General features: G+C 53.6%; 18 protein-coding genes. 7 read left to right on the top strand and 11 right to left on the bottom strand.

Translation table 11 applies throughout. From position 1 onward, the window contains the following. Positions 1–88: 88 nt before the first annotated feature. Complete coding sequence (cls, locus tag NYE26_RS03630; RefSeq protein ID WP_209878257.1) at positions 89–1519, bottom strand: cardiolipin synthase; 1431 nt, start codon at positions 1517–1519, stop codon at positions 89–91. A 277-nt stretch (positions 1520–1796) separates the two neighbouring features. Between cls and NYE26_RS03625 the strand changes: the two genes are divergently transcribed. Continuing rightward, complete coding sequence (locus NYE26_RS03625; protein ID WP_339253935.1) at positions 1797–3074, top strand: M23 family metallopeptidase; 1278 nt, start codon at positions 1797–1799, stop codon at positions 3072–3074. A gap of 28 nt (positions 3075–3102) precedes the next feature. After that, positions 3103–3552: a polymer-forming cytoskeletal protein gene (locus NYE26_RS03620; protein ID WP_339253933.1), complete on the top strand. Its 450-nt coding sequence runs from the start codon at positions 3103–3105 to the stop codon at positions 3550–3552. A gap of 51 nt (positions 3553–3603) precedes the next feature. Here the strand turns inward: NYE26_RS03620 and NYE26_RS03615 are convergent, their stop codons facing one another. Continuing rightward, positions 3604–4392 (bottom strand): ABC transporter permease subunit, encoded by a 789-nt coding sequence (locus tag NYE26_RS03615; protein WP_209878251.1) that lies wholly within the window; start codon positions 4390–4392, stop codon positions 3604–3606. Continuing rightward, positions 4385–5311 carry an ABC transporter ATP-binding protein gene (locus tag NYE26_RS03610; protein WP_339253930.1) on the bottom strand — a complete coding sequence of 309 codons (927 nt, stop codon included), beginning with the start codon at positions 5309–5311 and terminating at the stop codon, positions 4385–4387. Before NYE26_RS03610 ends, NYE26_RS03615 begins: the two co-directional genes overlap by 8 nt. Before the next feature lie 838 nt (positions 5312–6149). Between NYE26_RS03610 and NYE26_RS03605 the strand changes: the two genes are divergently transcribed. Beyond that, entirely contained in the window at positions 6150–7343 is a 1194-nt protein-coding gene (locus tag NYE26_RS03605; RefSeq protein WP_339249823.1) for an IS256 family transposase, read from the top strand. A gap of 298 nt (positions 7344–7641) precedes the next feature. Here the strand turns inward: NYE26_RS03605 and gltB are convergent, their stop codons facing one another. From gltB to NYE26_RS03590, 3 genes are all read right to left on the bottom strand, one after another. Beyond that, a complete protein-coding gene (gltB, locus tag NYE26_RS03600) occupies positions 7642–12237 on the bottom strand; it encodes a glutamate synthase large subunit (protein WP_209878249.1) in 4596 nt (1531 codons plus the stop codon). Positions 12238–12612: 375 nt separating this feature from the next. After that, positions 12613–14967, bottom strand: a complete 2355-nt coding sequence (locus NYE26_RS03595; RefSeq protein WP_339253928.1) for a YhgE/Pip domain-containing protein — start codon at positions 14965–14967, stop codon at positions 12613–12615. Between the two features lie 246 nt (positions 14968–15213). Then, positions 15214–15789 (bottom strand): TetR/AcrR family transcriptional regulator, encoded by a 576-nt coding sequence (locus NYE26_RS03590; RefSeq protein ID WP_076081070.1) that lies wholly within the window; start codon positions 15787–15789, stop codon positions 15214–15216. 300 nt (positions 15790–16089) lie between these two features. Here NYE26_RS03590 and NYE26_RS03585 point away from each other — a divergent pair, with 300 nt between their 5' ends. Beyond that, complete coding sequence (locus NYE26_RS03585) at positions 16090–17286, top strand: UDP-N-acetylglucosamine--LPS N-acetylglucosamine transferase (protein WP_036723158.1); 1197 nt, start codon at positions 16090–16092, stop codon at positions 17284–17286. Positions 17287–17472: 186 nt separating this feature from the next. Here the strand turns inward: NYE26_RS03585 and NYE26_RS03580 are convergent, their stop codons facing one another. Beyond that, positions 17473–18375, bottom strand: a complete 903-nt coding sequence (locus NYE26_RS03580; RefSeq protein ID WP_339253926.1) for a cell wall hydrolase — start codon at positions 18373–18375, stop codon at positions 17473–17475. 83 nt (positions 18376–18458) lie between these two features. Continuing rightward, the gene (gene thpR, locus NYE26_RS03575) at positions 18459–19064 is read right to left on the bottom strand and encodes an RNA 2',3'-cyclic phosphodiesterase (RefSeq protein ID WP_339253924.1); all 606 of its coding nucleotides are present in this window, start codon (positions 19062–19064) and stop codon (positions 18459–18461) included. A gap of 90 nt (positions 19065–19154) precedes the next feature. Here thpR and NYE26_RS03570 point away from each other — a divergent pair, with 90 nt between their 5' ends. Further along, the gene (locus NYE26_RS03570; RefSeq protein WP_339253922.1) at positions 19155–20111 is read left to right on the top strand and encodes a D-2-hydroxyacid dehydrogenase; all 957 of its coding nucleotides are present in this window, start codon (positions 19155–19157) and stop codon (positions 20109–20111) included. A gap of 496 nt (positions 20112–20607) precedes the next feature. On the opposite strand, the gene NYE26_RS03565 is transcribed toward NYE26_RS03570, so the two are convergent. The 3 genes from NYE26_RS03565 to dgt all read right to left on the bottom strand — a co-directional run bounded on the left by NYE26_RS03565 (position 20608) and on the right by dgt (position 24546). Then, complete coding sequence (locus tag NYE26_RS03565; protein ID WP_339253920.1) at positions 20608–20814, bottom strand: hypothetical protein; 207 nt, start codon at positions 20812–20814, stop codon at positions 20608–20610. Positions 20815–21133: 319 nt separating this feature from the next. Beyond that, positions 21134–22918, bottom strand: coding sequence for a HAMP domain-containing methyl-accepting chemotaxis protein (locus NYE26_RS03560; protein WP_339253918.1), 1785 nt, complete (start codon positions 22916–22918; stop codon positions 21134–21136). Between the two features lie 218 nt (positions 22919–23136). Then, on the bottom strand, positions 23137–24546 hold the full coding sequence (gene dgt, locus NYE26_RS03555) for a dGTP triphosphohydrolase (RefSeq protein ID WP_209878243.1): 1410 nt from the start codon (positions 24544–24546) through the stop codon (positions 23137–23139). A 192-nt stretch (positions 24547–24738) separates the two neighbouring features. Between dgt and NYE26_RS03550 the strand changes: the two genes are divergently transcribed. Together NYE26_RS03550 and NYE26_RS03545 are read left to right on the top strand one after the other, a co-directional pair. Continuing rightward, entirely contained in the window at positions 24739–25515 is a 777-nt protein-coding gene (locus NYE26_RS03550) for a polysaccharide deacetylase family protein (RefSeq protein WP_339253915.1), read from the top strand. Positions 25516–25632: 117 nt separating this feature from the next. Further along, positions 25633–26655: a helix-turn-helix transcriptional regulator gene (locus NYE26_RS03545; RefSeq protein ID WP_339253913.1), complete on the top strand. Its 1023-nt coding sequence runs from the start codon at positions 25633–25635 to the stop codon at positions 26653–26655. The last annotated feature ends 14 nt before the right edge of the window (positions 26656–26669 follow it).

Here is a 26669-nt window from a genome sequence, read left to right as displayed (position 1 = left end):
ATATTTCCATTATATCATAAAAGAAAGTCAAATAACGCATGTAAATTGATATAACCTTCGATAATCGATGATTCGGCCATCTTTTCTGTCATAATAGCGGAGATAAGAGCTGACACAGACTTTCTATGCGTTTGACATTACGGCTGCGCTCCCGGAACTTTTTCGGATCAATGAATTCACTCTGCTCCAGATCTCTGCTGAAGTCCTCAGCCAGCTCTGTAATTGTCTCCGGACGGAACAGCACCGCCGTCAGCTCGAAGTTGGAATAGAAGCTGCGCATGTCCAGATTGGCACTGCCGACGGTGGCCAGCAGGCTGTCGATAATCATTACCTTGGCATGCATGAACCCTCTGGTATAGCGGTAAAATTTCACGCCGGCGTCCTGCAGATTCTCCAGATACGCCAGCGTGGCATAATAGACCAGCTTGTTATCCGGCTTCGCCGGGATAATAATCCTTACGTCCACACCGCTAAGGACTGCATTCTTCAGCGCCCTGCAAATCGCGGGGTCGGGGATGAAGTATGGTGAGGTCATCCAGATACGTTGCCTCGCGGCACAGATGGAAGCAAAATACATCTCCTGGGTGGCATCTATGCCCGCATCAGGACCGCTGGCGACAATCTGCACGGCTTCCCTTCCGCTACAGTCATGATCCGGAAAGAAGCGCGGATGGCTGAGAGCTTCACCGGCCGCCAGCCGCCAGTCCTTGAGAAACACATACTGCAGATGATAGACGGCATCCCCTTCAAGCCGCAGATGTGTATCCCGCCAGTACCCCATTTCCGGATTTTTGCCCAGATAATCATCGCCGATGTTCATGCCTCCGGTGAATCCGGTCAGTCCGTCCACCACCAGGATCTTCCGGTGATTGCGGTAGTTGAACCGGCGGTCCGGCAGTGCAGTCAGCGGCGGCAGAAAAAAATAAACCTGCACTCCCGCGTTCTTCAGTGTATTCACAAAGCCCCGGCTAAGTTTATGGCTGCCCAGGCCATCGCACAGCAGGCGCACCCTCACCCCCTGGCGTACCTTGCGGATCATCAGCTCCTGGAACTGCCGGCCGATCCCGTCCTCCCGGAAAATATAAAATTCCATGTGGATATGCTCCTGCGCACCTTCCATCACCTCCAGCATGGACTTATACGCTGCCTGTGCGCTGGACAGCACTTCACACCGGTTGTGGCTTGTAACCGGACTGTCCGCCAGTTCAGAGAACAGATGCAGCAGCTCAGAGCGGTGTTCAAATCCGGGGTTGCCGGTATCCTCCGCCTGCTTGACCTTATGAATCTTGCCGGCAACATGAATACGGATTTCCCGCAGCAGGGAGACGCACCGGTTCACGAGCTTGCGGCTCTGCCAGTAATCGCGCCCCAGGAAATAGTAGAACAGCAGACCCAGCGGCGGGCAGCAGAAGGTAATACATATCCAGGCAAGCGCCCGCTGCGGACGGCGGAATTCGGAAGCGGTAATAATGGCAAGCTGCACAATAAAAAGACATAAGATCACGGCAAATATCCTCATTCCGGGCCTCCTGATCAACTGAATGAACTATTACTATCTCTGCGGGCATAGACAGCGCCTGCTAACTTTCATGAGAAATCTGCGGCGGCAGAAGCCTGCGCTTACTACAGGTTTTGCCTTAACTCTCCTTCTTTATTCAAGTAAACCGTTGTCATGTTCACCTTAGTTATGGAATACATAGAGTAGTAGGACGAATCGGATAAGCCCCCTGCACCCCGACAGATGATTTCAGTCAGTTCATACCCAGCGGCTGCCATGGCCGCAGTAAGGAGACGTTATGAAGAGTCAGCCAAGTCAGGAAAAGATTACGCTGCTCGTTATGCGTGAGGCCGGACGGCCTGTGAAGCAGCTGCAAATGTCAAAGCCCTTCGCTCTGGCGCTGCCTGCCGCGGCCGCGCTGTCGCTCTCCAGTCTGGTCACCTCTATGCATATCCATGCCTCCCGGTCCATCGCAGAGCTGGAGGCCGAAGCGGCCGCCCTATCACTGACCAATATCCGCATGGAGCTGAAGGTTGCCGATAAGGATCAGGCGCTACAGCAGCTGCGCGGCCAGGTAAGCGAGCTCTCGGAGGAAGCGGAGAGCATTAAAGACAAGCTGAAGAGTGTGACTGAGCTGGAAGAGCAACTGCAATCACTGATCAACAAAGAAACCACTTCTTCTGCTGCCGGTAGCGGTTCTAGTGCGGCTATCCGCACTGAAAATACTGGCTCCAAGACCTACAGCGCGGATACGTCAACCTCAGCAGCTTCCTTCAAAGGCAACCAGCCGGTAGTGGCAGATTTGCCTGATACCGGAGCAGGAACCGCAGCCGCCGGAAGCTATGGCAAGGTCAGCCGGTTAAGCGCCGGCCCGTTCATCCGGGAACAGCCGGAAGCTCTCTCTGCCGCCGTATCGCCTGCCGTCAACTTCCGGATCAGGGCTGCTGCTACAGCACTGAGCCTGCCTGCCAATCCGCAGGTCGGCGGTGAATATGTCGCCGTCTACGAGAATGATCCGCAGCGGCTGGTTGAGGAGACAAAGGACGACTTCGAGGAGATCCACAGCATAATGGATGAAATGATCAGCAGTATCTCAAGCACGATTACACAGGCCGAGAAGGCACACAAGACAAGAGCGGAGTTTCAGGCAAAACAAGCCCAGGAGAAGCAAGCCCGGCTGGCACGGGCCGTGATGTGGCCTACCGGCTCGAAGGTCATTACCTCCAGCTTCGGTTACCGCTCCGATCCTTTCAAGGGCGTCTCTGCTTATCATTCCGGGATTGATATTGCCGGAAATATCGGAGATGCAGTATACGCAGCACTGGGCGGCGTCGTTACCTCTGCAGAACAAATGGGAGCCCGGGGCAAATACATCATCATCAAGCATGACAATGGACTGGAGACCTGGTACATGCATTTGAACCAGATGATAGTCACCCCCGGTGAGCGGGTCGGCAAAGGGGAGCAGATCGGCATGCTGGGCAGCACCGGGCGCAGCACGGGCCCCCATCTGCATTTTCAGGTCGTGAAGCAGAACAAGCCGGTGAATCCGCTCAACTATGTTAAGCCTTCATAATATTAAGAATATAAGGAGGAATGCTGGAATGTGGAACAGACGTCAACCGGGTGCTTCACCCAAGTCAACCGACTCGCTGATCGGCCATGGCGGCACGCTCGAAGGGAAAGTGCATTGCGATACGAACCTGCGGATTGAAGGGAATTTCAGCGGGGAGATTCTGTGTGAGGGTATAGTGACGGTTGGTGAACAAGGCACCGTCCACTCCAGCATTGAGGCGCAGGAGATCATTATCGCCGGCAAGGTCTATGGAGACGTAACCGCCCAGCGGAAGCTCATTCTCACCGGAACAGGACAACTGCATGGTAACATTGCCGCCGGTTCCCTGAGCATTGCGGAAGGCAGCCTGCTGAACGGGGCTGTGGCCATGACCGAACAGCCCGCCCCTGAGACAGCGGGCGGGCTGCATACGGTCAATACCAAGAAGACTGCAGGCAAGCGCAGAGAGAGCAAGCAGAGTAAGCTGGAGGGCGCATGAGCCGTAAGCTCTCAGCCTGTACGGTTACACTAGCCAGCCCTATCCTGCTACTTACGCTGCTACATCCCTTTTACGGAACACAATCCATGATACCGCCATGAATACCACATAATACACAGCCAGGACGGCAATCGCGAACCCCAGCGTCGCTCCCCCGGGACCGGTATCCGACACCACATAATTACTAAGATTCATATGGGCAAAAATCAGATAGTTCGCCCACTCATACCGGTCGGGGTTGAAGATGGCGATAAAGATATCCTTGGTGAACATGATCGACAGCGACAGCACAATCGCCAGGCCGCTGGAACGGAATACGCTGGAGATCATGAAGGCAATGGCTGCTGTCAGGAACAGCTCAATGTAGCTGCACAGAATCAGCATGAAGACATATTCCCCTTGCCCCCAGCCCATCACCATGTCCCCCGAAATCCCTGCAGCCCCGGAAGAGAAAATGAAGGCGGAGCCATAGCCGAAAAGAATTAACACTCCCGTGCTGACAAGACTGAAGATAACCAGCGAAATATACTTCGAGAGCAGAATCTTGGAGCGGCTCCAAGGGCGGATCAGCAGCAGCTTAATCGTTCCCCAGGTGAATTCGCCCGCTACGGAGTCGGCAGCCACTAAGGCAGTGAAGATGGTATTCAGGAAAAATGCGATGGTTACGGTGGTCCGGAAGCTGTCCCACAGCCCGACTACATTACTTCCGTTCGTGGTGAAATGAATTAGCGCCGGAAACAGCGCACTCATCAGTGCCAGAAGAACCAGCATAATCCATGTCCGCAGACGTCTGAATATTTTGATATTCTCATTATGTATGAGAGAAGCGAACTCACCCAATGCCTTCACCTCCTGTAATTTCCAAGAATTGATCTTCGAGCGAACGGGACAACGACTTGATGCTGTAGACCTTAATCCCGGCAGCTACCAGCTTGGCATTCAGCTCAGCAATCTCCTCCCGTACCGCATCTACAGCTAATCCGCCTTCCATGATTACACCTTGGCCGATCTGCGCCAGTGCAGCCTCAGGGTTATCTACCTCGAAGAACGTCTGGCTTACCGGTACCGCTGCATCCCCGACCGTCTTAAGCTGCTTCACATCGATCAGCCGGCCGTTCTGGATAATCGCCACACTATCGCACATCAGCTCCATCTCCGACAGCAGGTGACTGGAGACAAACACGGTTGTCCCCTCAGTCTGACACAGCTTGCGCAGATAATCACGCAGCTCGCGGATACCCTGCGGGTCCAGTCCGTTGGTCGGCTCATCCAGAATCAGCAGCTTCGGCCGGTGCAGCAGAGCCTGGGCCACCCCCAGCCGCTGGCGCATCCCTAAGGAATAGGTCTTGACCCGGTCATTGATCCGCTGACTGAGGCCAACCAGCTCAACTACTTCATTGATGCGCTCTTTGGTCACGCCTGGCACCATGCGGGCATACTGGCGAAGATTCTGGTATCCGGTTAGGAACTTGTACATTTCAGGATTCTCTACGATGGCCCCCACATTAGCTATGGCCTCTTCAAAATGGTCTTTGATGCTTCGTCCGCAGATCAGGATATCCCCGCGGCTAATGGAGATCAGTCCTACCATCATACGGATGGTAGTGGTTTTACCGGCTCCGTTCGGCCCGAGGAATCCGAAGATTTGCCCGGGTGGAATGTCGAGTGTCAAGTCGCTGATCAGCGTTTTGGAGCCTATTCTTTTGGTAACCCCCATCAGGCTGGCTACAGGCTTCACCACTTCTGCCGTATTCGGCATAACTTCACTTCCTTTCGTCGGTTTGGTGTGAAACGAGTACAGATTAAAATTAAAGTGTCCATCGCAACTGCGGGAAAGGTTTGGACTTCCCCTCCGTTACTTACACTTTATTGTTATATCCAAAACCCGTTTCAACCATTTATATATTTTACCACACCTTTCCTTTTCCCTGAAATTAGGGAAGAAATGCAGGGAAAGTATAGAAAGGAAACAAAATCATCCTACCGGATGAACGGGATAGCACAATGTGTGCTGTTTTTCGCATACATTCGGAACATGCGCCTGCGTGTGAGCACAATAATCGGCCAGCGTGGGGCGCGAGGGTGGAATGTAATCGAAAAACCGATTATATTGGGCCAGCACGGGGCGTATGAGCGGAATGTAATCGGAAAACCGATTATATTGGGCCAGCACGGGGCGTATGAGCGAAATGTAATCGAAAAACCGATTACATTGGGCCAGCGCGGGGCGTATGAGCGAAATGTAATCGAAAAACCGATTACATTGGACCAGCGCGGACCCCGTGTACCGAATGAGTACTGTTTTTCACATACATTCGGGGCATGCGCCTGCGTGCGAGTACTATATGTGCTGTTTTTCGCATACATTTCCCCCGTCCACCCTCGCGTCAGTACAATGTATGCTGTTTTTCACATACATTCGGGACATGCGCCTGCGTGCGAGTACTATGTGTGCTGTTTTTCGCATACATTTCCCCGTTCACCCTCGCGTCAGGATGGCGTAAAGTAAGTTGTGTACCAAGATTTGGAGCCTAGTCAGGCACCAAAAAAGTAGGGTATCCTCGGGATTGCGAAACCACCAAGGAGGAACCCTACCAATGAATATTTTACCCGAAAGTTCGCTGAATAATCTATTTGAAAAACTTGTTAAAGATTTTGTGAAAGACAACATGGAACGCCTGTTGCGCGCCGAAATCCAGGGGTTTATGGAGAGTGAAGAAGCCGGCGCCAGCAATAGTCGCAATGGCTACTATACGCGAGACTTACACACGAAATACGGCCATATCGAGGATCTTCAGGTGCCCCGGGACCGCCAAAGCCTTTTCCAGACGCAGTTGTTTGAGCCGTACCAGCGGCGGGACGGATGGTTAGAAGAGGCCGTCATCCAAATGTATAAATCGGGCATGGGTACGCGGGATGTGGCCCGGTTCATTGAAAGTATGTTTGGCAGCCACTACTCCCCCACCACGGTCAGCAATATTACGGCTACGGTGCTAGACGATATCCACCAGTGGCAGAAACGGCCACTGAGCAAACGGTACTCCGTCATCTATTTAGATGGGCTGTACGTGAAGCTGAAACGGGGCACGGTTCGTGGTGAAGTGGTCTACTTTGCGATGGGAATTGACGAGGAGGGCCAGCGTCAAATTCTCGGGTTCTACGTGGGTGGCCAAGAGAGTTCGAATGGCTGGCGGGAGGTACTCAAAGACCTGTACGACCGCGGAGCGCAGGAAGTCCTGCTGGGTGTGTTTGACGGGCTACCGGGACTGGATGCGGCGTTTAAAGAGACCTATCCTCAGGCGGATGTACAGCATTGCGTAGTGCACAAAGTGCGGGCCACGTTTCATAAAATTCGGGTGGAGCACAAAACCGATGTCATGGAGGCGTTGAAAACCGTATATACGGCACCGGATGAAGTGGTCGCCCGGGCTAACTTTGATACGGTCAAAGCGAAGTGGAACAAGCTGTATCCGAAGGAAATGAGGTCCTGGGAGGAACAGTTATCCACACTCCTGACGTTCTACAACTATCCGCTGTCGATCCGTAAAGCGATCTACACGTCGAACCCCATCGAGCGGATGAACAAGGAAATCCGCAAGCGTCTGAAACCGATGAACAGTCTGACAAACATGGATGCCGCAGAGAAAATCGTGTACCTGGAGATGCTGGAATACAATGAACGTCATGCAGGGCGGGTCGCCCAAGGCTTTGGAGTGGATGCCGTTAAAAAGAAGCTAAAAGAGCTATTCGAAACACGCTACCCCTCTTTGCCCACACCGGAAGAGGCGTAACAGAGAAATCCAGTTTCTGGGAGTCGGGGTTCCCCCTCCCCCCAGAAACACTACATCCCAACCCGTAACCCGGGGGAGGCACTTCTACTCTTTTACACAAACTTCTTGACGCTACCCGCGTCAGCACAATGTATGCTGTTTTTCACATACATTTGGCCCGCTTACCCATCAGACGAGACCTAATTTCCTGTAAGAAAAACATAAGAGGCTACCTCTTCCATATGGGAAAGAGGTAGCCTCTTGAATTGACAATGCGCTCCGTCAATGCTGAAGCACATCATTTATGAAGTGTAAAATCTTAACCGCCAACACGCGCAAGCTCACGCATATTCGCTTCAAAAGCAGCCATCAGTGCAGCTTCACCGGTCAAACCGCTGCTCTCCACCTTGCGGATCTGCTCCAGCATCCGTTTGTAATCCTTCGGAATGACACGGGCAAATCTCGGCAGGGCCTCATCCCATGAATCCAGTATTGCCCGGCCCGCATTACTGTCTGTATGCTGGGTATGGCGGCTGATCATAGCATGCAGTTCAGCGATTTCGTCCGCTTCCTCTACACGCTCCAGCAGCACCATCTCCAGGTTACAGCGTTTGATGAAGGTATTATCCGGATCGTATACATAAGCGATACCGCCCGACATCCCTGCTGCAAAGTTACGGCCCGTTGTCCCCAGTACAACCACACGGCCGCCGGTCATGTATTCGCAGCCGTGGTCGCCCACGCCTTCAACGACTACATTCGCCCCGGAGTTGCGGACGGCGAACCGTTCACCGGCAATACCGCTCACATAAGCTTCGCCGCCGGTTGCTCCGTACAGCGCCGTATTTCCGATGATGATATTCTCTTCTGCCGCGAAGGTAGCCTTGCGCGAAGGCCGGATAATCAGCTTGCCTCCGGACAGCCCTTTGCCGACATAGTCATTCGAGTCGCCTTCAACGGTAATGGTGACGCCCTTCGGCACGAATGCGCCCAGACTCTGTCCCGCAGATCCGGTAAAGTGCAGGCGGATCGTATCGTCCGGCAATCCGGCTGCGCCGTATTTGCGCGTCAGCTCACTGCCGAGAATCGTACCCACGGCACGGTTCACGTTCGTGATCGGCAGGGAAGCTTCCACTGCCGTGCCGGATTCCAGCGCAGGTGCAGCAATATCGAGCAGATGCGTCATATCCAGAGTCTCTTCCAGACCGTGGTTCTGGAACTTGCTGCGGAAGCGTGTGCTTCCTTCCGGCATAGCCGGAATGTGCAGCAGGCTGCTCAGATCGACACCCTTCTTCTTCCAGTGCGTGGATGCCTTAACCGCATCCAGACAATCGGTACGGCCGACCATCTCTTCAATCGTCCGGAAGCCCAGCTCTGCCATAATCTCGCGCAGATCCTGTGCCACGAAGGTCATGAAGTTCACCACATGCTGCGGATCACCCATGAAGTTCTTGCGAAGCTCAGGGTTCTGGGTAGCTACGCCCACCGGACAAGTGTCCATCTGGCATACACGCATCATGATACAGCCTACGGCTACCAGAGGTGCAGTAGCGAAGCCGTATTCTTCAGCACCCAGCAGAACGGCTACCGCGAGATCGCGCCCGCTGAGCATCTTGCCGTCTGTCTCCAGCACGACACGGTCGCGCAGATTGTTCAGCATCAGCGTCTGGTGGGTCTCCGCCAGGCCCAGCTCCCAAGGGAGTCCGGCATGACGGATGGAGTTCATCGGCGAAGCGCCGGTCCCCCCATCATAACCGCTGATCAGGATAATATCAGCGCGGCCCTTCGCCACACCTGCGGCAATGGTGCCGACGCCAACCTCAGAGACGAGCTTCACGTTAATGCTGGCACGCGGATTGGCATTCTTGAGATCATAGATCAACTCTGCCAGATCCTCAATCGAATAGATATCGTGATGCGGCGGCGGCGAGATCAGTCCCACGCCTGCCGTTGAACCGCGGACCTCCGCAACCCAAGGGTATACCTTGCGGCCCGGAAGCTGTCCGCCTTCACCCGGCTTGGCGCCCTGCGCCATCTTGATCTGAATCTCATCGGCGTTCACCAGATAGTTGGAGGTAACGCCGAACCGTCCAGAAGCGACCTGCTTGATCGCACTGCGGCGGGAATCGCCGTTAGCGTCCGTAAGGAAGCGCGCCGGATCTTCTCCGCCTTCCCCGGTGTTGCTCTTGCCGCCGATACGGTTCATGGCAATAGCCAGCGTCTCATGTGCTTCCTTGCTGATCGAGCCGAAGGACATGGCACCGGTCTTGAAGCGTTTCATGATCGATTCAGCCGATTCTACCTCATCCAGCGATACCGGAGCACCTACGCTCTTGAACTGCAGCATCGAGCGCAGCGTCTGGTGCTTCTCGCTTTCGCCCTGAACGAGCGCTGCATACTTCTTATACATCTCATAATCACCGCTGCGCACGGAGTGCTGAAGCAGATGAATGGTCTGCGGGTTGAACAGATGCTCTTCCCCGTCACTGCGCCACTGGTATTCACCGCCGGAATCCAGCACCATATCGTTGCCGTCTTTGTCGGTGAAGGCGCGGTTATGGCTGGCAAGCGCTTCTTGCGCCACTTCCTCCAGGCCAATTCCGCCGATACGCGAAGGTGTCCAAGTGAAGTAACGGTCTACGAACTCGGAATTCAGACCGACCGCTTCAAAGATCTGTGCCCCGCGATAGGACTGAATCGTGGAGATTCCCATTTTGGACAGAATTTTGACCACGCTCTTCGTAGCTGCCTTAATATAGTTCTTCACAGCCTTCTCATGCGAGATTCCGCGGAGCAGGCCTTGGCTGATCATGTCATCCAGACTCTCGAAGGCCAGGTAAGGATTGACCGCACTTACACCATAACCCAGCAGAAGCGCATAATGATGAACTTCACGCGGTTCGCCGGATTCCAGCAGGATGCTGACCTTGGTACGGGTTCCCGAGCGGATCAGATGGTGATGCAGGCTGGAGACTGCCAGCAGCGCCGGAATTGCCGCATTCTCGCGGTCTACACCCCGGTCGGACAGAATAAGGATATTATGTCCCTTGCCCATGACGCGGTCTGCCGCCTCATTCATCCGGTCAAGCGCAATTCGCAGCCCTTCTGCCCCCAGCTCAGCCGGGAAGAGAATCGGAATGGACATCGACTTGAAGCCCGCACGGCGGACATGACGGATTTTGGCGAAATCCTCGTTCGAGAGAATCGGAGAATCCAGCGAGATCTGCCGGCAGCTCTCCGGTTCTGCCTTCAGCAGGTTGCGTTCAGGTCCGATCGTAGTCGCTGTGGACGTTACCAGTTCTTCACGGATGGCGTCAATCGGCGGATTGGTGACCTGGGCGAACATCTGCTTAAAGTAATTGTACAGGCGCTGTGGACGGTCTGATAACACAGCCAGCGGCGAATCGTAACCCATGGAGCCGACAGCTTCGGCGCCTGTGGAGGCCATAGGCTCCAGCACCTTGCGCAGATCCTCGAAGGTATAGCCGAAGGACTGCTGCAGCTGCTGCACATTATCATGCTTCGGATTCGGCAGCTCCGGTGCATCCGGGAGCTGATCGAGACCGATCAGATGCTCATCCAGCCACTCTTGATAAGGCTGCTCGGAGGCGATCTCGGCTTTGACCTCTTCGTCCGAGATAATCCGGCCCTGCTTCGTATCCACGAGCAGCATGCGGCCCGGTCTCAGCCGGTCTTTGTATAGAACATCTTCTGCCGGAATGTCGAGGACACCCGCTTCAGAGGAAAGAATAATCAGATCATCTTTGGTGACATAGTAACGCGCAGGACGCAGGCCGTTACGGTCGAGGATGGCCCCGATCTGTACACCGTCGGTAAAGCCCATTGCGGCAGGCCCGTCCCACGGTTCCATCAGGGTGCTGTGGTATTCATAGAAGGCTTTCTTCTTCTCGTCCATGCTGTCATGATTGCTCCAAGGCTCAGGAACCATCATCATCGCCACATGGGGCAGGGAGCGTCCGCTCAGGTAGAGGAATTCAAAGGTATTATCGAACATGGCCGTATCGGAGCCGTCCGGATTCACCACCGGCTTAACTTTGCTGATGTCTTCTCCGAACTTCTCGCTCTTGAACAGCGACTGGCGGGCATGCATCCAGTTCACATTGCCGCGAAGGGTGTTAATTTCACCGTTGTGGATCATGAAGCGGTAAGGGTGGGCACGTTCCCAGCTCGGGAAGGTGTTCGTGCTGAAGCGGGAGTGGACCAGCGCAATCGCTGATTCCAGCGTCTCCTCCTGGAGGTCCAGATAGAATTGTCCTACCTGTACGGTAGTGAGCATGCCTTTGTATACGATCTTCTTACAGGAAAGACTCGGCACATAGAAGGATTCGCCCTCTTCTGCCCCGCCGTAGCGGATCGCCAGCTCTGCCCGTTTGCGGATCACATACAGCTTGCGTTCGAAGGACAGGTCATCCTTGATTCCCTCCGAGCGGCCGATAAATACCTGCCGTACATAAGGCTTAGCAGCCTTGGCTGTCTTGCCGAGCATTTCGTCAAAGGTTGGGACATCGCGGTAACCGAGTACCTGCTGCCCCTCTTCCGCGATAATCTCGCTCAGGAGCGCCTCGTGGCGGGCGCGGATCTCCTCGTTATGAGACAGAAAGATCATGCCCACGCCATAATGGCCCGGCTCCGGAAGCTCAAAGCCCAGCTTCGCAGCTTCGCCGGCAAAGAAACGGTGGGGAATCTGCAGCATAATGCCGGCTCCGTCTCCAGAGTTCGGCTCACTTCCCTGGCCTCCCCGATGCTCCATATTGAAGAGCATAGTCAGTGCATTACTGACAATATCATGGGACGGCTTGCCTTTTATATGCGCGACAAATCCCATGCCGCAAGCGTCTTTTTCGAACTGGGGATCATAAAGGCCCTGTTTGCCGGGCAGTTCAGTGTGTCTCATCACATGCAACCTCTCTATTATAAAGTAGACGGAATTCCAGGAAAATTTTTCAGCGGAAAATCTTAATAATTATTCAGGCAGAATTGGTGTTATTATTTTATCATCGAGCTGACATGAGCGCAATTTAAACTTTTTTATGAGCTTGATTAACATTTGCTTTTGCATTGCAGCTTTAGCGAATAAAAGCGTAAAAAAACTGTCGAATGTATAATTATGCATAAATGACGAATAAGCGCTTATGCACTGAAAGCGTTTCAATCATTTTCCCGGCCTGAAAACAGCACTTCCTTTAGCTATTTATATTTATGAATAAACCAAAAGCGCCCCGTAAAGGGGCGCTTTTGGTTCGTATGTTTTACAAAGAATGTTGTTGATTTATACAGTCAAAACTTGTTCACTTTTCAGTACCGCTTCATTGCCGCGGTCGCGGGTCATGAAGTAGGTGAAGGTAAGAGCCAGGAAGATTATCCCATAAGCGCCAAGCGTTCCTGCATCGGCCCACATGGAGCCGAAGTCTCCCGTAGAGATTACTGCCTTGAAGCCTTTGACACTGTAAGTCATCGGCAGCAGCGGATTGAAGATCTTCATCCAGTTAGGAATCAGCTCCAGCGGGAAGGTTCCTGCGCTTGTAGTCAACTGGAAGATCAGAATCAGAATGACTACGAAGCGGCCAGGCTGATCCAACCAAGTAACAATCGCTTGAATCATCCACATGAAGGCCAGGCTGGTAATGAACGAGAAGGCGTAGAACAAGGGTACATTCTGTACTTCAAGTCCCAGACCATACAAGACAATCAGGACAGCCAGCAGAGCCTGAAGCACACTCATCATGGAGAATGTAAGTGTACGGCTCATGAACCGGTTGAACCGGCTGGCGCCAATGACTTCGGAATCACGCATAGGGATAACAATCGTACAGATCAGAGCACCTACGAACAATCCGAGGGACAGGAAGTAAGGAGCGAATCCTGTGCCGTAGTTAGGCACCTTGTTAACCTTCACTTCTTCGATCTGTACCGGCTGGGCGAACATCGATACCAGTCCATCGGTCTTGTTCACCGATTTGGTCTGTGAAGCCGCATCGCCCAGCTTGCTTGCCAGCTCACCGGAGCCTGTCTTCAGCTCATCCAGGCCATCCTTCAGCTGCCCCGCTCCGTCACTCAGCTTCTTCGAGCCATCGGCTACCGAGCTGAGGCCGGTGCCCAGCTTGCCTGCGCCAGCCAGCAGCTTCGTGGTGCCGGCTTCCAGCGCCTTGCCGCCGTCTGCCAGCTTCACGCCGCCCGCTGCAGCTTCGTCCAGCTTCGCGCCGAACTGCTTCATGCCTGCGGCCAGCTTCACGCCGCCGTTCTCCAGTGCGCCTGCTCCGGCGGCCAGCTGATTCTGGCCATCCAGCAGCTGTGTGCTGCCTGCGTAGAGCTTCTGCGCTCCCTCATGCAGCTGACCCACACCTGCATCCAGCTGCTGTGAACCGCTGTGCAGCTGATTCGCTCCCTGCAGCAGCTGCTCCTGGCCGCTGTTCAGGGCCGCAGCTCCGTCAAGGAGTTGCTGCTGGCCCTGGTCCAGCTGCGTCGCGCCCGCAGCTACTGCTGCGCTTGCTGCCACCAGCTTCTGCACCTCAGGGCTTGCTGCCAGCTGAGGATTCGACTTCGCCAGCGCCTGCAGACCGTCAGACACAGCCTTAGCTCCGGCTGCTGTCTTGGCACTGCCGTCCTTCGAAGCCGTAAGTCCGGCTTCAAGCTTCGCACTGCCCTCGGCGGAGGATGATAATCCGGCCGCTAGCTTCGCGCTGCCATCCACAACTGCCTTCGTACCTGTCTGCAGCTTCTCGGTGCCGACGACAGCCGACTGTGTTCCAGCCTGTAGCGAAGCTGTTCCGGCTGCCGTCTTCTGCAGCCCGGCATTCAGCTGCTTGCTGCCCGCTGCCGACTGCGTCACCCCATCCTGCAGCTGCTTATGCGCTGCGGATAACTGCTGCAGTCCTCCGGCCAGCGTGCTGCTGCCGGTTTTGAGTGCGGCTGCTCCGTTATTCAGATCACTCACGCCCTGCGTAAGCGGCGCTACACCATCCAGCAGCTTGCCGGTGCCTTCGGTGAGGACAACCAGATTGTCCTTCAGCTTCAGCGCGCCGTCATCCAGCTTGGTGGCGCCGTCTGCAATCTTGGTCGCACCGTCTCCAGCTTCGCCCAGACCGTCTGCGATTTTGGTGATTTTATCAAACACAGAACTGGTATAAGCTTCCGTAATCTTGGCGGATACCTTGCTCTTGATATCCTTCACTGCCGTGCCGCCAATCTGGCCTGCCAGGAAGTTGTAGCCTTCATTCGGCTCGTAGATGATCTTGGCCGGCTGCGGATCTGCATCCAGCAGTGTAGTTGCCTTGGCCGAGAAGTCTTCCGGAACCACAATCGCCATATAATAGGTATTGTCCGCAAGCCCGGCTTCCGCCTGCTCCCGGCTGACGAAATTCCACTTGAACCCGTCCGTCTTCTTCAGCTCCGTGACCAGATCTTCTCCGGCGGTCAGCTTGGTGCCTTCATAATCAGCACCCTTATCCTGATTGACAACCGCTACCGGAAGCTCGTTCATTTTACCGTAAGGGTCCCAGAATGCTTTCAGGAACAATCCGCTGTACAGAACAGGAATAAATAGAATGGCGAACATGGAAATACGCATCTTGGGATTCTTGAATACCGCGCCAAGATCCTTCATAAACACGGATAAAGATTTCATTCTGGTTCTCTCCTTATGATCATATGCTCTCTCTTGAAAATACGATGTCTTGCTGTGAAATGATAGTTTCGTGAATATTACAGTAACACTGGATGACTGTTTTCCCCAATTGGTCAATCAAAGGCAAAAAAAATGGGTCTATCCTGTTCAGTACGATCCAACTCAGCACCATCCGCCTCAGCCCGTCAATTCCTATCAGGGAAAGCGCAGCTGTACGAAACGCCATCCCTATACCGGACTTAACTTTTACTGTGACAGCCCCTCTGCCAAAAATAGATGAAAGTAATACTTGATCTGTTCTTTGGTCAACGGCACATGTACCTTGCTCAGCTCAGCAGTAAGCGCGATATATAACCTGAACATTACCACCGACACAATCTGGGGATCGCAGGGTTTGATTTCCCCTTGACGAATGGCCTGCTCCACCTCCCGTTCCAGATATTCAAGCACCACACTCTCGATCTTGTCGAGTCCTTCACCAGCCTGCGGCGTTCCGAAGTCCAGACTCTCCTGGGAGAGCTTGATGAATAGCTCGTGTTCGCTCCGAAATTCCAGCAGGGCATCCAGCACACGGTGCAGATTATCAAAAAACGGCTTATCGCGCCTAATCTCCCGCTCGGCGATCATTTTCATCTCGAGGATAACATCGCGCAGGATTTCATCAAATAACTGTTCCTTGTTCGTAAAAAAGGTGTAAATCGTCCCTTTGCCGACATTGGCAATCTTGGCGACCTGGTCCATCGTTGTTGCCTTATACCCGAATAATGAAAAAGACTTCGTCGCCGCCTGCAGCACCTGCTGCCTTCGATCTACCACAGCCATTCATACACTCCCTTTCCTGAAGGATCGTCTGACACTTCCGTTCTGACCAATTTACTGATCCGGTCACTCGGTCAAGACCAACTTTACCACTTTGCCTATGCCTTTGCAATACTTTTGCTAAATTTTTTTATTTTATTGCAGTGTTTTAACTTTCTATTTACGTCTTATTTGTATAATGTGAGAAAAGAAGCAAAATCCCTAGTATAATATTAGGAGAAGCATGTACGCGGTAACCGCAGACGGACTACTAATGAAGCTATCTAACAAACCTATCTATAATGGAAAGTTGCAGGTGAACTTATGCGAAAGAAAAGAGTACTGCTGTTTTCGGAAGGCTTCGGCACGGGCCATACAGGGGCAGCCTATGCTCTGGCTGAAGGAATTCGACTGCTGAATCCCGATGTTCAGTGCCGGGTCTTCGAGCTCGGAAAATTCCTGAATCCTACGGTCGCTCCTTGGATTCTTTCCGCTTACCGCAAAACTGTCAGCAGCCAGCCGAAGCTGGTCGGCATGATGTATAAGACCCAATATCATAAATCACTGAACCGGTTGACCAAGCTGGCCCTTCACCGGATTTTTTATACCCATGCCTCTCAGGTCATTGAACAGCTGCGGCCGGATCTGATTATCTGCACGCATCCGATTCCCGCTGCGGTCATCTCCAGGCTGAAGCACCAGGGGCTTGATGTACCATTCTATACGCTGATTACAGATTATGATGCCCACGGCAGCTGGGTGAATGCGGAAGCCAACCGATATCTGGTATCGACCTCAAGGGTCAAATCCATTCTTACGGGGCGCGGCGTCCCCTCCGAGCTGGTGACAGTGACCGGGATTCCCGTGCATCCGAAATTCTGGGAGTCCCAGGGCAAGACTAAGCTGCGCAAAGAGCTGGGGCTTGCCGACATCCCGACTGCGCTTATTATGGGCGGCGGCTGGGGCCTGATGTTCGGCAAGGATATTATGAACTCGCTCACCGCCCGGATCAATGAGATCCAGCTTATCTTCTGTATGGGCAGCAACGACAAGGCTATAGCCAAAATGCAGGCCAACCCCCTGCTGAACCATCCCAATGTAAGGATTCTCGGTTACAGCAGCGAGATCAACAAGCTGATGGATGCCTCTGATCTGCTGATCACGAAGCCCGGCGGAATGACCTGCACTGAAGGTCAGGCCAAAGGCATTCCGATGCTGTTCTATAACGCCATCCCCGGCCAGGAAGAGAAGAACAGCCAGTATTTCGTCGAGCTGGGGCTGGCCGAGATGCTTAATCCGGGCGTCGTGGACAAATGGTTCTCCATGCTGCTAAGCGAATATGCCGGATTCGGGGGACCGCAGAAGCGCAAGGCCTCTCCGGACCTCCAGCAGCCGCAGCACTGCGCCGCCACCATTCTTAAGATGCTGGGCAAGCCAGCTGCGGAAGCGGTCTTCTCCGAGGCGTGGAGTGCCCCTCCGCCCAAAGTACGGAGCGAAGAAGCCGTCTATGTCACACCTTAAGCGGGTTACCCTACCCGAACCGCAAAGAGCCTCCAATCCAACGTTAAGCTTGGATTTGGAGGCTCTTTTTGTACGGAGCTGACAAGACAGAGAAGCCGGCGATATCCTCAAGTTGGCTGCAGTTGCCGTTAAGACCATATGGCCGTAATAATATAGACGTATAGCGTCTGAAGTGTAGCAAGTCTTTTATTTATAAAAAGTATGATTGCCGATGGTCTTGGCGAGTGTCCGTGAATGATGTACGGTAAGATCCTGTGCCAGCGTCAGCGACAGGAAGAAATAGGTATCATCCGTAACTTCTTTGACCCCCATAAGCGCTGCGTTTACAGCCTTAATACTGTCCGCATTGGGCTTCACGCGCTTAAGACGCCCGTTGGCCACAGGACTGAACTGCCTTTTCTGATAGATTACTTCTCTAATAGTGTCGGGATAATTGGCTGACCGCAGCCGGTTTAGAACAACGTTGGCAACTGCCACCTTGCCCTTGTACGGTTCGCCTTCTGCCTCTGCCATGACGATTTTTTGCAGCAGATGCAGGTCTTCTCCGGATACGGCGTAGCTCCAGGTAGCTTCAGCTTGCTGCTCCTTGGGTAGTAGCTTGGTCCGGGAGAAGAACAATGTTGCGGGGGGATGTTGCTGAGTTACAGCCTTGCTTGATTTCACACTCTTCGTCCCCGTTGCCGCGATCCTCAGCGCTTGCGCCACTGGCGGCGATGCTTTCACCACAGTTACCTTAGGCTTAGTCACAATGGAAGCCGGCTTGACAGCGTCCTTGCGCTGCAGCTTCTCGGGACTTAACCATCCTGCACTCACCGTGCGGGTCCAGGTATGAACCGGTTTGGCAGCTGTGGTGTAGAGCATGGGTGTAATAATTCCGGCTGAATGGCTTGTCCTGTGCAGGACCGATGCGGCTTGCGGAATAAGCTGCTCTACCGATTGATGGTTTGCAGACTTCAGCTTACCCATTTCTATTACATTCTCCCCGGTAGCAGCAGTTCCTTCGGGGTTCATCAAACTTATCGCTGAGAAAGACACTAGGATTACACCAACCAGCAGCGCAATACAGCGGCTCTGTTTGAAAATCAACATGTTTTACCTCCTATTTTACGGCACATTCCTATTGTATGTAACCGAAAATGGAAGCTTTGAAAACTTTCTTGTCGATTTTATATTCAGAAAAATGTAAATTTTTCAGTCATTTCATACATAGGAATGGCATGCATCCTGGTAGCATACACCACAAAACCCTCTACCGTCCAGCCTATGTCTGGAAGTAATTCGCCCGGGGGCTGATTCTTTATCCGTAAATTTTCCAGCTGCTCCAGCGTAAACGGATCTTCTCCTCGGTATTTGCGGGCTATTGTCAAATGGGGATTGTACGTTCGCATCTCTGGGGTATAGCCTAGGGGAAGGGTCGCTGAAACCACCTTTTGCTGCAGCTCCTTCAGCGGCTCCAATTCGCCGGAAATCCCGGCCCAGAGCACTCTTGGCGAGTCTGGAAGACCGAAGGTGCCCCATTCGCCGAGCTTCAGCTGAAAGCCTTTACTTGAACGCGCAACCTTCCGGAGCGCCTCATATAGAGGTGGAATATTTTCCCTGGGGGTATCTCCAAGAAATTGAAGCGTAATATGGAAATCTTTGAAATGTGTCCATCTGGCAAATTTAAGTCCGGACGACACACGGGCAGACTCATTCTTCAGATATTCAAGCAGCGTATCAGGCAACGGCACCGCAACGAACAGACGCTCCACTTCTTGCTCCGGGTCCAAATGGCTCATGCGAATTTCACCTTTCCAGACAGATTTGTTATGCTTATCTATACTTATCGTCTATTTATCTACTGAAATGTAGAACAGGAGGGAACCATCATGACTAAATCCATCGTTTGTATGCAGCCGCTGTCCTCTGCTCAACAGGAACTGATCCGCGCCGCTGCACCAGAGTACACCCTTACCCTTGGAGATTCCAGGAACCCTGATCTGGAGCTGCTCTCCGGCGCAGAGATTATTATCGGCTGGGGCAAAGGCATCCGGGACACTGTGCTGCGCCAGGGCTCACCGCTCCGCTGGGTACAAGCCTGGTCCGCCGGAGTAGAGAAGCTTCCGCTGGATGCCCTGAAGGAACGCGAAATTCAGCTGACGAACGCCAGCGGCGTGCATGCGGAACCGATTACTGCTGTCATCCTCAGCTTCATGCTGATGTTCACGCGGAATATGCACACAGCCATCCGTAACCAGCAGAACCGCCGCTGGCACTCGAACGGACAGGAGAGCGAGCTGACCGGCAAGACGATTGTTATCGCCGGAACCGGCGCGATCGGCAGCGAGACCGCCAGAATCGCCCAAGCCTTCCGGATGAAGACGGTCGGTGTCAGCCGCTCCGGGCGACCGGTGGACGGCTTCGACCAGATCTTCACCACCAGGGAGCTGAAGGACTCCGTTCGCGAAGCAGACTTCGTAGTCAACACGCTACCGCTCACCGACGAAACGCGCGGGCTGTTCGATGCTGAGGTCTTCTCCGCCTGCAAGCAGGGGGCCTACTATATTAATATTGGCCGCGGTGTCACCACGCATACGGACGATCTGATCGCTGCACTGAACAGCGGCCAGCTGGCCGGTGCGGGCCTCGATGTCTTCGAGACCGAGCCGCTGCCGGAGGACCACCCGCTCTGGGGTATGGAGCAGGCCATCATCACCCCTCACTGTGCCGGGGTAACCGACCGCTATGCCGACCGGGTGGTCGACATCTTCGTGGAGAACATGAAGGCCTACCTGGAATCCGGAAAGCCTTCGCGCAACCTGGTGGATTATAGCCGCCAGTATTAGGGGGCTTGGGCAGCCGGGGAGACTGGTGCGCTGGCGAGTGGCGGGTTGGCGGACTATTTGGTTGGCAGGCTGTGTGTTGGTGGTGGACGAGCTATGGTTGGTTAGCAGACCGTAGCTTGGCACGTTGGCGAGCTTAGTGGGTCGGCGGGCTGACCGTAGCTTGATGCGTTGGTGGGTTGGCGAGCTAGTGGGTTGGCAGGCAGACCGTAGCTTAGCACGTTGGCGAGCTAGTGGGTGGGTTGGCAGACCGTAGCTTAGCACGTTGGCGAGCTAGTGGGTGGGTTGCGTAATAGCAAGTTGGTTAACTCGCAGACCCACAGTTTAGAGTTCTAACGGTCCCCTCCGCCAAATGTTGCACTTATTGCAACTCGTGTATCGCCAATTTTGGCTATTCGAGTGGAATGTTGCATGAAATGCAGGAATTGTTCCCTTCATCGGCCAACTGGACAAGAATTGCTGACATTTGTGCAACAATCCCTCATTCACCTCATATTGATCAGGTAAATGTTGCAAATTGTGCAGGATTCCATGCGGACTCATTAGCATTAGCAACAGAATCAGCAACAGCAACAGCAACAGCAACAGCACCAACACCAACATCAGCATTAACATTAGCATCACTACCAGCATTAGCATCACTACCAGCATTAGCATCACCAGCACCCACATGTCGATAAATGCTCAGCTCGTTCAACTCTTTCAACTAATTTCAGCAATTCAGTTCATCCAGTGATTCACTAATTCACGCATAATAAAGAGCCTCTGCTGAACTAAGCAGAGGCTCTTTATTTACTTCCATCCCTAAATAGATTGAACTTGAAATTCACCCATTAGGGAGCAGTGGCGGAAGAGAAGTTTGGAACTGTAGGAGCGTTAGCGTCCGCCTTTAGATTTGTATTTCTACTGCTTACAGCAGCTTAAATGAGGAAATACAAATCTAACAGCGGCCGGAAGTCCAAACATTCTCTGCAGTCACGGCGTATCCCTAATCTCCGAAATTTCGCTGCTCCAATCTATCCCCCTCACACCTTAAAGCGGGTCACCGACTCCCGGAGCTCCGCAAGCAGCAGCTTCAGCTCCGAGATGCCGTTAGCCACAGCGGTGGTCGAGCTGAGCTGCTCATGCGCTGAAGCGGAGGTCTCTTCGACACCTGCCGCCGATTGCTGGGAGAGTGCCGAGATATGCTGGCTGAACTCGTTCATGGTCTCGCTGGCACCGGTCATTTGCTGCAGATCCTGGCTCATCTCGTCGATAGTCACCGCCATCATGCGGACCGAGCCGTTGATCTCAGCCAGCGCATCACCGGTCTCGACAATCTGCCGGCTGCCTTGCTCCGTCTTGGCTACCCCGCCGCGCAGCTGCTCTACCATGGTTCTGGAGTCGAGCTGGATGCCCTGCGTAATCTCTGTGATCTCCGAGACCGTCTGTTGCACATCCTCTGACAGCTTCCGCACTTCCTGTGCGACAACGGCGAAGCCGCGTCCGCTGTCACCGGCCCGTGCGGCTTCAATAGCGGCATTGATCGCCAGCAGATGGGTCTGCTCCGAGATGCTTCGTATGGCCCCCACCAGATGGAAGATACCTTCATTCTTGCGGTTCAGCTCTTCTACGGTGTCCATAGACTGCGAGACCGCATCGGCAATCTCGTTCATCTGCGCCACGGAGCTTTCCATGAGCGCCCGGCCCTTTTCACCCTTTTGACGTACCTGCTCTGAATGATTGGAGAGATCCGTACCTCTGCCGGCAAAATTCTCAATTAACGTATTCAGCTCCTCCACCGCCTTGGAGGCATCCACCGCTGCTTCGGCCTGGCTTCCGGAGGCTGTGGCCAGCTCTTCCATCGTCAGCGCAATCTGGCTGCTGCCTTCCTTGGTTTCAGCAATTGTATGCATCAGCACATCGCCCTGCTCCGTAATGACCCTGGATACATTTCTGATCCGGCTGACCATTTCCAGCAGCGTGCGGTTCGTTTCATTCACGGTCTTGGCCAGCAGGCCAATCTCGTCCTTGTTGCGGATCAGCGTCTCTTCCGCCGTCAGATCCCCGCTCGAGATCTGCTGCAGCTGCGCCGTTACTTTCTTCAGCGGATTGATGATCGTTCTGCGGACGAACATGTTCACCAAACCGATAACGATAAGGACAATCAGCACAGTTGCAATATTCATTCTCCCGGCGGTATTGAAAATACTCGCAGAAGTTTTGCCCTCGTCCTCAGCATCCTTCTGGCTGTGCGCCACCAGCGCATCCAGATCTACCTGCATGGAATTAAAAGCGTCAATCCCTTTCCGCGATACCTCCAGGGCTAATTTCTCGTCATTCGAGCTGCTGAGCAGGATCGCCTGATTGTTGACAGTCAAGAACTCGCCCCATTTCCCGACAAGCGACTGTAATTGCTTCAGCTCCTGCTCTCCTTTCAGATTGGCTTTATATTCCTTAAAAGTATCCGCTACTTTGCCGATGAATTTGGACCGTTCTTCCGCAAGCGCGTTTTTGTCCGCGTTATCAGTGCTCAGGATATGCTGCAGGCTAAGGGCCATAACATGCTCTGTAAGGTAATTGACATTGTGTATTTTGTTCAGCTCGGGAATGATATTTTTAATAATGTTCCCGGTGTTCTTCTGCATATTGTTCATTTGATAGAGCGAAACCCCGCCGCTAATCATAACGAATACAGCCAGAGCCGCATAACCGTAGGCTATCTTGGAGCCGATGCTTTTTCTGCCCCGGAACAGACTTGCCTGCTGCTCCTTGTCTGCTCCCTTCCTCCCTTTTCCTAACAGATCCTTCAGTCGCTGACCTATACCCACACCTGTGTGCCCCCTTGATAATATCTGGATGTTTACACCATTTTCCATCTGATTTCATTTATTTTCATAAAAAAAGCAAAAAAAAATAGGTTACATTTACTATGTCGGCAACAGTCGGTTAAAAATTTACATGTTTCTCTCGATGTAAGGTTTTACCTGCCAGCCCAAACGGCGGACAGGTAAAGGCTCCACATATATAGGTCTAATCCAGTATAGGTCTAATCCAGATCGTATATCGAACCGACCTTCAGCCCGTACAGCTCATTGTAGATTTTCTCGGCAAAGGCATCGGTCATTCCGGCGATATAATCGGTCACCATATGCTCCCAGGTCCAGATCGGCTTGGCCGACTTCTGATCCTTCTCGAACCGCTGCAGCCAGTCCGAAGGGATAATGCTCCGGGAGGTCTCGGGATCAAGGAATGCCTCCCACAGCCGCCGCAGTATCCACTCGCTCCGTTTCTGCAGACGCTGCACGCGCAAATCGCGGATCATCGTTACCCAGGCGAAGCTTTTGAGCACACTGACGGTCCGCAGCATATCCTCATCCTCCTTGCCTTCCTTAATGAAGGTAACCTTCTTCCAGTCCCCGTCCCCGATCACGCCAAGGCTAGCGACGAAGGTACTGACCCAATAGGCCTTCACTTCACGGCGGGTGCGGGAATAGTCATTCTCACAGGTAGGCATCTTCTCCTTCCAGACCCGCAGGAATGAACTCAGCACCTCCTCCACCTTGAAGCGGATCGCCGACTTGTTCCAGCCGGACCAGAAGGCATCCTCAAGCGTAGTGATCTTCTCCACAATCAGCCGCTGGATATAGTCGTCATGCAGGAAATGCTCATGTACCTCAATCTTACCGGCCTTGATGCCGTCCTCCAGATCATGCGCCGAATAAGCAATATCGTCACACAGGTCCATCAGCTGCGCTTCCAGCGTCTTTTTGCCTGCCGGAATGCCCCACTGGGTGCGGATCTCGTGGATATACTCCCATTCGTGCAGATACATCCCCTTCTTCAGCACCGTCCCGGGAAAAGGATATTTGTTAATGCCCAGCAGCACCGCATCAGAGAGGTTCAGACCGTCGATATTCTCGCGCTTCTCCAGGAACATAATCAGGCGGAAGTTATGGGCGTTACCTTCAAAATGCTCATATTTGCGCTTCATGCTCTCATGAATCGTCTGCTGCTGAACCGGACCTGCGCCTGACTTGGCCACTGCCTCCACCGTCTTGCGGGTAACCAGCTTCTCCAGCAGGCTGTCCAGCACCTCTTCTCCCTTATGCCCAAATGGGGGATGTCCGAAGTCATGGGCGATTGCCGCACATTCCACTACCTCGGGATCAATGACCAGGCCCGGATTCTCCGCCGCTCCTGTCTCTACTTCCGGGTAAGAACGCAGCAGACTCTTGGCCGCTTCGCGGGCAATCTGCGCCACCTCCAGCGAGTGGGTCAGGCGCGTCCGGTAGTAATCCCCGGTTCCGGCCCCGAACACCTGCGATTTGCCCTGCAGCCGCCGGAAGGTCGGCGAATGGATCAGACGCGAATAGTCGCGTTCATATGCGGCTCTGGAGGTCTCCAGCTTCGTGATTTCCGGATATTGTCTATGCTCTCTTTGTTCAATCAGTGTCATCTCCGCCGCCCCTATTCCTTGATCTGTATTTAGTAACTTATTATAAGTCATTTCTGCCGGAACTTTCACTCTAAAATGCAAATCGCCCTGCGGGCTGCTATAAATGCATAGCAACCAAGGGGGATAGAGCATTCTAAGACTTAAGCAGCAAGAACCGCTTATAAAAACAAGTGTGGAGTGAATTTGAGAGCCATGAGAACAGCCACCCGATTGACCGCCGCAGTTCTTGCCGCACTGGCGCTGATGCACAGCCCTTCCGATCTGGCCCTGGGCAGTCCGAACAAGGCGAAAAACCGCTACTACTATGAGGAGCGCGGCGATATGATCTGGGAAGTACGCACCAGCCAGAAGGTGATTGCGCTGACCTTCGATGACGGCCCGGACCCCCTGGAGACGGACGGCATTCTGGAGGTGCTGCATGAGTATCAAGCGAAATGCACGTTTTTTGCGATTGGCAAGCGGATCGCCGCTTATCCCGATGTCGCCAGACGCGTGATTAATGAAGGACATGAGCTGGCGAACCATACCTATAATCATGTCTATTTCAAAAGGCCGATCTCCGGGGAGCAGATTCAGGAGGAGCTTGCGCTGACGGAGAAGGAAATTATGAAGATATCCGGCAGACACAGCAGCCTGTTCAGACCGCCGGGCGGCATGTATGACGAGACGCTGATCGATGTGTCCAACAGCATGGGCCTTAAGCCCGTGCTGTGGTCCTGGCATCAGGACACCCGCGACTGGAACCGCCCAGGCGTCTGGAACATCTCAAGCCGGGTGATCCGCAATGCCAAGAGCGGCGATATTGTCCTGTTCCACGACCATGTCCACGGGCCGTCGCAGACGAAGGAAGCACTGAAGATCATTCTGCCTGAGCTGAGGAAGCAGGGCTTCCGGTTTGTTACCGTCTCGGAGCTGATTCAGCTATCCGATGTGCAGCAGGCGAAGACAGACCGGCATATGACCTATTAGGGGGCCTGCCCGGATTGCACAGGTTCACAAAATAAGGTAGTCTTGAGCATAATAAGGCTATCCTAATATGGCTATTTGTGAATCTGCCGATGTCCATCCCCCAGGAGGGTACAATACATGACCGAGAATACTTCCTATACAACCGAGGAAATCGCCCGGCTGCTCAAAATCTCCAAGCTCAAGGTCTATGATCTCATTAAAAAGGGCGAGTTGCCCTCTTACCGTGTCGGCAAGCAGATGCGGGTTGACCTCTCTGATCTGGAGAGGTACAAGCAGAATTCCCGCAACAGCGGGCCTTCTGCGCATCCGCTGCCCGGGGGCGGGCTGAGCGAAACTGCACTGCCGCAGACACAGCCCTCGCAGCAGACGGCCCCGTTCGCCGCGCCTTATCAGGCCTTCGCTTCCCCGCCGCCGCACAGCATGAAGAGCAGCGGTATAAACGTAGTCATCACCGGCCAGGATATGTCGCTCGATATTCTGGCGACCCATCTGGAGCGGACCCTGCCCTCCACCCGCCCGCTCCGTTCCTATGCGGGCAGTCTGGACAGCCTCATCGCCATGTATCAGGGCGAATCAGATATTGTCAGTACCCATCTGCTGGATGGCGATAGCGGCGAATATAACCTGCCCTATATCCGCAAGCTGCTCGTAGGCTTCTCCTATATTGTAGTGCATCTGCTAACACGCAGCGCAGGCTTCTATGTGCAGAAGGGCAATCCGCTGGGCATCCGCAGTTGGGGGGATCTCCGGCAGGACGGGCTAACGCTGATTAACCGTGAGCGCGGCTCCGGCGCCCGGGTGCTGCTGGATGAACAGCTGCGCCTGCATGGAATTCCGTCCCCCCGCTTGAACGGATACATTAATGAAGAGAACAGCCATCTGGCAGTAGCCAGCCTGGTGGCAAGAGGCGGGGCAGATGTGGGCATCGGCACCGAGAAAGCCGCCAGAATCATTGACGGCATCGACTTCATTCCGCTGATCCGCGAGCGCTACGATCTGGTCATGGTGAAGAAGCCGGAGAATGAAGCCTGGATTAACGCCATTCTGGATATTCTGCGCTCGGAGGCCTTCCGCAGTGAGCTAAGCTCAATTCACAGCTATGACCTGAGTGAGACGGGCAATATTATTTACGAGACTTGAAAACAGAGGAGGTA

Source organism: Paenibacillus sp. FSL P2-0136, from assembly GCF_037975325.1.
GTDB classification, from domain to species: domain Bacteria; phylum Bacillota; class Bacilli; order Paenibacillales; family Paenibacillaceae; genus Paenibacillus_AQ; species Paenibacillus_AQ silagei.
This window is presented reverse-complemented; position numbering and strand designations above follow the sequence as displayed.